Consider the following 6,828-nt stretch of genomic DNA (forward strand, 5'->3'; position numbering starts at 1 on the left):
ACGGATTGTTGCAACGCGGCCAACATATTCTGCGCAGCCACCGTTCCATACGAGTGTAGGAAGCTTCACTCACGCCACCAATATGCGAAGAGAGGATCACATTACTGAACCCCCGCCAGCGGTACGGTGTGGTTCGCTGAAACTTTCCAGCGCTGCCCAATTTAGCCTGCCGGATTTCAGTGCATCCGCGAGTGACGTCTCATGGATTAATCAGCAGTCTATTGCACTTGTTCCGGAGTCACTTGCTGATATTTCGTTGGACCATCGCCGTGGTGTAAATGCTCGTGGTGGCTGTTAATTGAATTGTGATCGAAGGACTTTAAAACAAGAAAACCTGCTTCGCTCCATCAGGATGCTAAGCAGGTCGACACTGCGGGAGGCTGGAAAAATACTATTGGCTTTCGGCTACACCACACCAGCGCACCAGCGTCAGCGCTATGGCTTTGGTGCAGGCCACCAAATCGGCAATAGCTACATGCTCATTTGGCTGGTGTGACATGGCAGGATCGCCCGGTCCAAAGTTGACGGTGGGTGTCTTTCCTAGCGTGCTGGGTAGACCAATGTCACTATGCGCACCAAATCCCGCCAGCTGCGGATTGAGCGCGGCATCATTGACGCCTTGCTGAAAAGCCTCAACAAAAGGATGGTCCGCAGGAATCTCCGCGCAGTCCGCGTCCAGAATCCACTCCACTTTTGCCGGGTGCTTCGCCAGATAAGGATCGAGCGCACACACTTTGGCCACGTGCTCTTCAATTTCGCGTTTCACCTTGCCGCCCAATCCCATCTCATCTTTTTCGGCAGGGAGATATTGCACATCGATGACGATCTCCGCCCGACCGGCAATCGATGCTGGATGCTCGCCCACTTTCAATTGCGTAACGATAATCTGGTTCGGCATCTCCATCAGCGGATGATTTTTATCGGGCTGCGTTTGCCAGCGACGGTTGAGAACATCAAGCCCATCCAGCATCTGACGACACAGCATCACTGCATCGACCGGCCCGCTGCTGTCCCAACTGTTAGGTGTGAGTTCGGCATGCCCGCCAATGCCATCAAGAATAATGCGAGCCCAGAGAATGCCGTGACAGATAGGTGAAATGCGGTTAGCTGTCGGCTCGGTCATAATACCGGCATCGGCTTTGAAGCCGCGATCCACCATCGCCAGTGAACCCATGCCACCAATCTCCTCATCCACCACCGTGGTGAAGACCACGTCTCCTGCGAGGCGGATACCGAGGTCCTGCAATAACTCCACCGCCATCAACATGCAGGCAACGCCACCTTTCATATCGACCGCACCACGCCCGTAGACTGCGTTGTTTTTGATCACCGGCAGGAAAGGGTCGCTGTGCCAGTGCTCCGCCGGACCCGGCGGAACCACATCAATATGCCCGGTGAGCATCAGTGATTTACCGCCGCCCGCGCCAACTAGCGTGCCTCCAAGATTCGGACGCCCCTCAAATGTGCGACCTTTATTCGCACCGGGACGTCCTTCATATTGGCCATACAAGGCCGGACCATCGGGATCCCATAAGTCGGTGGTCATACCCAATGCGATGAGGCGCTGCTGTAAGTAAAGCTGGCAGTCGTGCTCTCCCGGCCCAGCTTCACGTGGGTCAACTTTGACGATTGAGGGGAAAGCGATCAGGTCGCACAACGTCTGCGCGATGCGCTCGGCGCTGGCATCAACGTGTGCGCCAATTTTTTCAGTCAGGCTCATGAATTATCTCCGATAGATGAAAAGTCGTTGTGCCATTAACACGATGATCAATAACAAGCCCACCACACCGAGCTGCCAGACGCTGTTCAGTCCCAGCTGTAACATGCAGGTCTTAATGGTCACCAGCATCAGCGCCGCCGCCAATACCCCGACCACGCTGCCGCGCCCGCCGAAAATGGCGACACCGCCGAGCAACGCTGCAGTGAGCGATTCCAGTTCTAAGTTGACGCCGATTTCCGGTCGTGCGCTGCCTAACCAACTGAGTGAGATGAATCCGGCGCAGCCTGCTAACAGCCCACTCAGGCAGTAAACTAGCAGGCGCAGACGATCCACGGGTATGCCAACCAGACGCGTTGCATGCTCATTGAAACCACAGGCGTAAACCCATTTCCCCCATGCGCTTTTGCTCAGAATCAACCAGGCTATAAAAAAGGCAGGGATGACACAGGTCAGAAACGGCAGAGGAATCGCGAAGTTTGCCCCTCGGCCCCATTGCGTCAGTTCTACCGAAACGCCTGAGATAGCCGCACCACCGGTTAAAGCCAATGCCAGGCCAGAAAACAGGTAAAAACTGCCCAGCGTGACAATTAATGGCCATAACCGTAGTCGCGCCACCAGCAGGCCATTTAGTGCTCCGGCGGCGCTTCCACTCAACATGCAAATCACAGGAAGCAATGCCGGATTGATACCCTGTTGCAGCGCCAGCATGCCGATAACAGCGGAGAGAGACACATTGCCCCCGACCGAGAGATCAATACCGCCGCCGCCCGCCATGACCACCAGCGATTGGCCCAATGCCACCAGAGCAAGCAGCGTAGCGAATTGCAGGATTGAGGTGATGGACCATAAAGCCAACATCTGCGGCAGTGCGAAGACAATCCCGATGCCGAGTAGCAGCCACAATGCGACGAGTAAGGTGAGGTCAGGCGATTTATGCATGATTTTCATGCCATCCTCCTGAATGTCAGTACACGACCGCTGGCGGCCTCGCTGCTTAACACCAGCAGCAATACGGTGCCGGTGACGACCGTTTGCCATAAAGAGGGCACACCCACCAATAGCAAACCGTTCTGCAGAATGCGCAGCAGCAAAACGCCCAACAAGGTTCCGAGCAGACTGCATGAACCGCCAGTAATGCGCGTACCGCCCAGCACCACTGCCGCGATTGCCTCCAGTGCCAGGCTGCCGCCCACCGTCATTTCCACATTGCGATAAGTCGCGATATAGCAGGTGGCGGCTAAGCCACAAAGCACACCGCTAATCAGGAAAGTGGCGATGCGTACCTGGGTGACCGGGATGCCTGCCAGCCTGGCTTTCTCTTCTGAATTCCCCGCTGCCAGTAACCATAATCCATAAGGCGTATGGCGCAGTGCTAGCCAAACCAGCGCCCAGACCAGCATGATCATCCATGCCATAACCGGAACACCAAATAGCGTGTGCATTAGCCCACGGGTCAGATCATCGGGCAGTCCGGATAACCATTGCCCGCCGAGCAGCACAAACAAAGCCGTGCGCCAGACGCCAAACAATCCCAACGTACCCACAATCGCCGGGATGCGACCGATTACCACCACCAGCGCGGTGAGCAGACCGGCCAGCAGGCCTATCAGCGGCCCCGCCAGCGCAGCCAGCCAGGGCGACTGCAGCATCAACAGTTGCCCAACGCCCCATCCTGCAACCCCCATGACTACGCCCACAGACACATCCACCCCGCCCATGGCAATCACCAACGTCATTCCCAGCGCGATCAGCAACAGTTCGCTGCTATTGCGTAAGATGGTGAGCAGGTTGTCCGCGGTGGCAAACCATGGCGAAAACCAGGAGAAACAGCCAACAGCCAGCAAGGCGATCGCCAATAAGGCGATCTCCCGTGAAGTCATGTGCATGTGTGTCCCCGTCAAAAATTGAACTGATCGACGTTCTCTTTGGTGAACACGGCCGGACTGCCTAGCAGCAGTACCCCCGTTTTACTGTCAAACTTTACCGGTTCCGCAAAGCTGGGCACTTTGTTCTCTGCCGCAAACGCTTTGCCATCGATCAACTGCTTACCTGCCCACACCGTCAGATAACCGAGTTTTTCTGGATCCCAAAGTACGGTGTAGCCAAACGCCCCGCTCTTCAGATAGGCCCGCGCAGTGTTCGGGCTGCAGAATCCACTGCCTATCACTTTGCCGTTTTTACCGGCGCTTTCGATGGCTTGCGCCACTCCAGGACAGGTCGTGGAAGCCATGGCGATCACCCCTTTGATATCTGGATTCGCTGACATCAAATCGGTGGTGATTTGTGCCGCACGACTGGCAGAGCCGCCGGCATACTGCGGTTTAAGCAGCGTGATGTGGGGATATTTGTTCTTCACGCGTTGCTGCATGTACCCGATCCAGCTATTAAGATTGGATGCAGTGGCTTCCCCGGAGACGATGCCGATTTTTCCTTTATCTCCCACTCGCTTCACCATCTCATCAATGATGCTGTCACCCAGTCCTTCATCGGTAGCCTGCGCGACGTAAACCGGACGTCCGCTATCAGGTGCGTCGCTATCGCTGGTGAAAAGATGCACATTGCTGGATTTCGCTTGCGCCATTACCGGCGCAATACTGGAAGCATCCAGTACGCTGATACCAATGGCGTTAACTTTCTGTGCAATCAGGTTTTGCACAATTTGCAGTTGATCCATTGGGTTGGTGTCTACCGGCCCGCTGTAGACAAACTCGACGCCCAACTCTTTAGCCGCACGCTTACCGCCCGCTTCCATGGCCTGGAAATAGGGAATGCCGATGATTTGCGGCACAAAGGCGACTTTTTCCGCCGCCAGTGCACAACCCGAGACCAGCAGTGACAGAGAACAAACAGCCGTAGCAATTCGACGCATGATAATTTCCCCTGGTGTTAGGTGTTTTCAAAGACGCGCGCATCAGGATGCGCGCCAGTAATGAGTGAAACAATTTCGTCAGGCGTGGTGTCGACATGGCGGCGTTCGGCAATTTTCCGACCACGACGAAACACCACCATGCGATCCGCCACGGCAAACACATCGCTGATGTTGTGGCTGATCAGCACCACCGCGCAGCCGCGTTCTGCCAGACGACGCGTGAGTTGCAGCACCTTCTGCGTTTCGGCCACCGCCAACGCCGCGGTGGGCTCATCCATGATCACTAACTGTGCGTTGAGATTAAGCGCACGGCAGATCGCCACCGCCTGGCGCTGACCGCCCGACAAGCTACCTACCGCTGCTTCGGCATCGGAGATGTGTGCATCCAGATCTTTCAATAGCTGATCGACCTGTTCCCGCATCGCGCGGCGTTTCAGGAAAGGGATACCCAGCACCCGGCGCTTGAGTTCGCGTCCGAGAAACACGTTCTCAGCAATCGACAGGTTTTCCGCCAGTGCCAGCTCCTGATAAATGGTGGCGATGCCGTGTTCCGCAGCCTGACGAGGCGAGGTGAATTTCACCGCTTTACCTTCGATCCACAGTTCACCCTCGCTGGCGCTATAGGCCCCCGACAGCACCTTGGTGAAGGTGGATTTCCCCGCACCGTTATCACCGAGCAGCGCCAGCACTTCGCCGCGATGGATCGATAAATTGACCTGGCTTAGCGCAGTTAATGCACCAAATCGCTTACAGATATTGCGCGCTTCAATGAAGCAGCTATTCATCTTCGCCCTCCTGATAGGCCGCAGTGTGGAAGTCGATTTCCCATTGCAGCACAGTGCCGTAAAGCGTGGAGAGCCGCTGTTTTTCCTCAATGCTGAGGATTGATGCACACGCATCCAGCTCGGCTTTGAGCCACAACGCCTGTTGATGAAACTCCTCTTCGGCGTGCATATCGACCCAGCGACGGACGTCGGCATCCTGCTGACTTTGCTCGCTGACGCGTTTGCACCAGTGGTAGTACATCCACTCGGCGCCAAACATCAGCGTAATGATCTCGGCATAGCTGCCCTGCTGCGCCACTTGCAACATGCCATCACGAAACGTGGTGACGCCCGGTAAGTCATCGGGATAATCCTCGGGGTGGATCTCGCGCCTGGCCAGCACCGTTTCGAACCAGGCAATCTGGGTGTCTACCAACGCGTTGAGTACGCCAATCAACCAGCGCTGTTGCCGAATATCGGGCGCTTTACTGACAGCCAACGCAAAGATGGCAATCGCGGTGGCGACAAAGTTGCCTTCAAACACCAGATAGCGGTTGAATACGCTGTCGGGCAGTTGATCCTGTTCGATATCCCGCACAAATCGATGCTGCTGCATCTCTTGCCACACCTGCTGATGCTGTTCGAGAAGTTGATCGGTAAAACTGAGCATCACGCCTCCTCCAGCGCGGCCTGCGCCACGGACATAAAGTGTTTAACCCGCGCTAACTCCACCTCGTTCCACCACACGCCATCCACTTTCATGGTGCTGGCAACAATCACGCCTTGCGTACGCCCTAATATCTGGCAGACGTTAGCCGGGGTAACGCCCGAGCCCACCAGCAGCGGCAATTCAGTAGCGGCACGGATTTCATCAATTTCACTCAGCGTGGCGCTGTCGCCTGTGCGCTGTCCGGTGGCGATCACCGCATCGGCTTCAAAAAAGTCGACATCTCGCGTCAGTTCCTGGATGGAACGGTCGGCCACAATGGCATGGCTGCCGTGTTTGACATGGCTGTCAGCGAAGACACGAATGTGGTCGGCACGCAGTTGATTGCGATAGCGCAGCGCTTTGGCCGCCGCACCTTCAATAAAGCCTTCGTTAGCGATGTAGGCATTCGCCCACTGGTTAACACGCACAAAACTCGCGCCCCCCGCCAATGCTGTTGCAATTGCGGGAATAGCGGCATTGGCTAATACGTTAATGCCAAGCGGTGCGCCAAAGCGTTCGCGAATTTTTTCTGTGATAACCGCCAGGAATGCTGCTGTTTCCGGACCAATATCTTCAGGTTTCGCAAAAGGAATATCGCCATGATTTTCAACGATCAATCCATGTACGCCCCCTGAAAGGTAGTTTTCCGCGTCACGCAGGGCGCGATCGATAATATCTCTCACAGGTTTACCGCGATATTTCGGCGCACCGGGAAAGGCATCACAATGAATAACACCAATCACCGCTTTCTTACGTGAAAAAATAT

The 6,828-nt window shown here is 55.6% G+C and carries 7 protein-coding genes; all 7 read right to left on the reverse strand.

Annotated features, from left to right (window positions below; all coding sequences use genetic code 11):
- Window positions 1–391: 391 nt before the first annotated feature.
- From QMM04_RS19835 to QMM04_RS19865, 7 genes are read right to left on the reverse strand one after another with little or no spacing between them, the layout of a single operon-like run.
- Window positions 392–1,720 (reverse strand): ArgE/DapE family deacylase, encoded by a 1,329-nt coding sequence (locus tag QMM04_RS19835; protein ID WP_282996832.1) that lies wholly within the window; start codon window positions 1,718–1,720, stop codon window positions 392–394.
- A gap of 3 nt (window positions 1,721–1,723) precedes the next feature.
- Window positions 1,724–2,668, reverse strand: coding sequence for an ABC transporter permease (locus tag QMM04_RS19840; protein ID WP_282996833.1), 945 nt, complete (start codon window positions 2,666–2,668; stop codon window positions 1,724–1,726).
- Complete coding sequence (locus QMM04_RS19845; RefSeq protein WP_282996834.1) at window positions 2,665–3,606, reverse strand: ABC transporter permease; 942 nt, start codon at window positions 3,604–3,606, stop codon at window positions 2,665–2,667. Before QMM04_RS19845 ends, QMM04_RS19840 begins: the two co-directional genes overlap by 4 nt.
- 11 nt (window positions 3,607–3,617) lie before the next feature.
- Window positions 3,618–4,589 carry an autoinducer 2 ABC transporter substrate-binding protein gene (locus tag QMM04_RS19850; RefSeq protein WP_160866824.1) on the reverse strand — a complete coding sequence of 324 codons (972 nt, stop codon included), beginning with the start codon at window positions 4,587–4,589 and terminating at the stop codon, window positions 3,618–3,620.
- Window positions 4,590–4,606: 17 nt separating this feature from the next.
- The gene (locus QMM04_RS19855; protein ID WP_166936022.1) at window positions 4,607–5,374 is read right to left on the reverse strand and encodes an ATP-binding cassette domain-containing protein; all 768 of its coding nucleotides are present in this window, start codon (window positions 5,372–5,374) and stop codon (window positions 4,607–4,609) included.
- Window positions 5,367–6,023, reverse strand: coding sequence for a TenA family protein (locus tag QMM04_RS19860; RefSeq protein WP_282996835.1), 657 nt, complete (start codon window positions 6,021–6,023; stop codon window positions 5,367–5,369). Before QMM04_RS19860 ends, QMM04_RS19855 begins: the two co-directional genes overlap by 8 nt.
- On the reverse strand, window positions 6,023–6,826 hold the full coding sequence (locus QMM04_RS19865; RefSeq protein ID WP_282996836.1) for a BtpA/SgcQ family protein: 804 nt from the start codon (window positions 6,824–6,826) through the stop codon (window positions 6,023–6,025). The genes QMM04_RS19860 and QMM04_RS19865 overlap by 1 nt, the downstream gene beginning before the upstream one ends.
- Window positions 6,827–6,828 lie beyond the last annotated feature (2 nt).

The organism is Pantoea sp. Pa-EAmG (genome assembly GCF_030024295.1).
GTDB lineage: Bacteria > Pseudomonadota > Gammaproteobacteria > Enterobacterales > Enterobacteriaceae > Pantoea > Pantoea dispersa.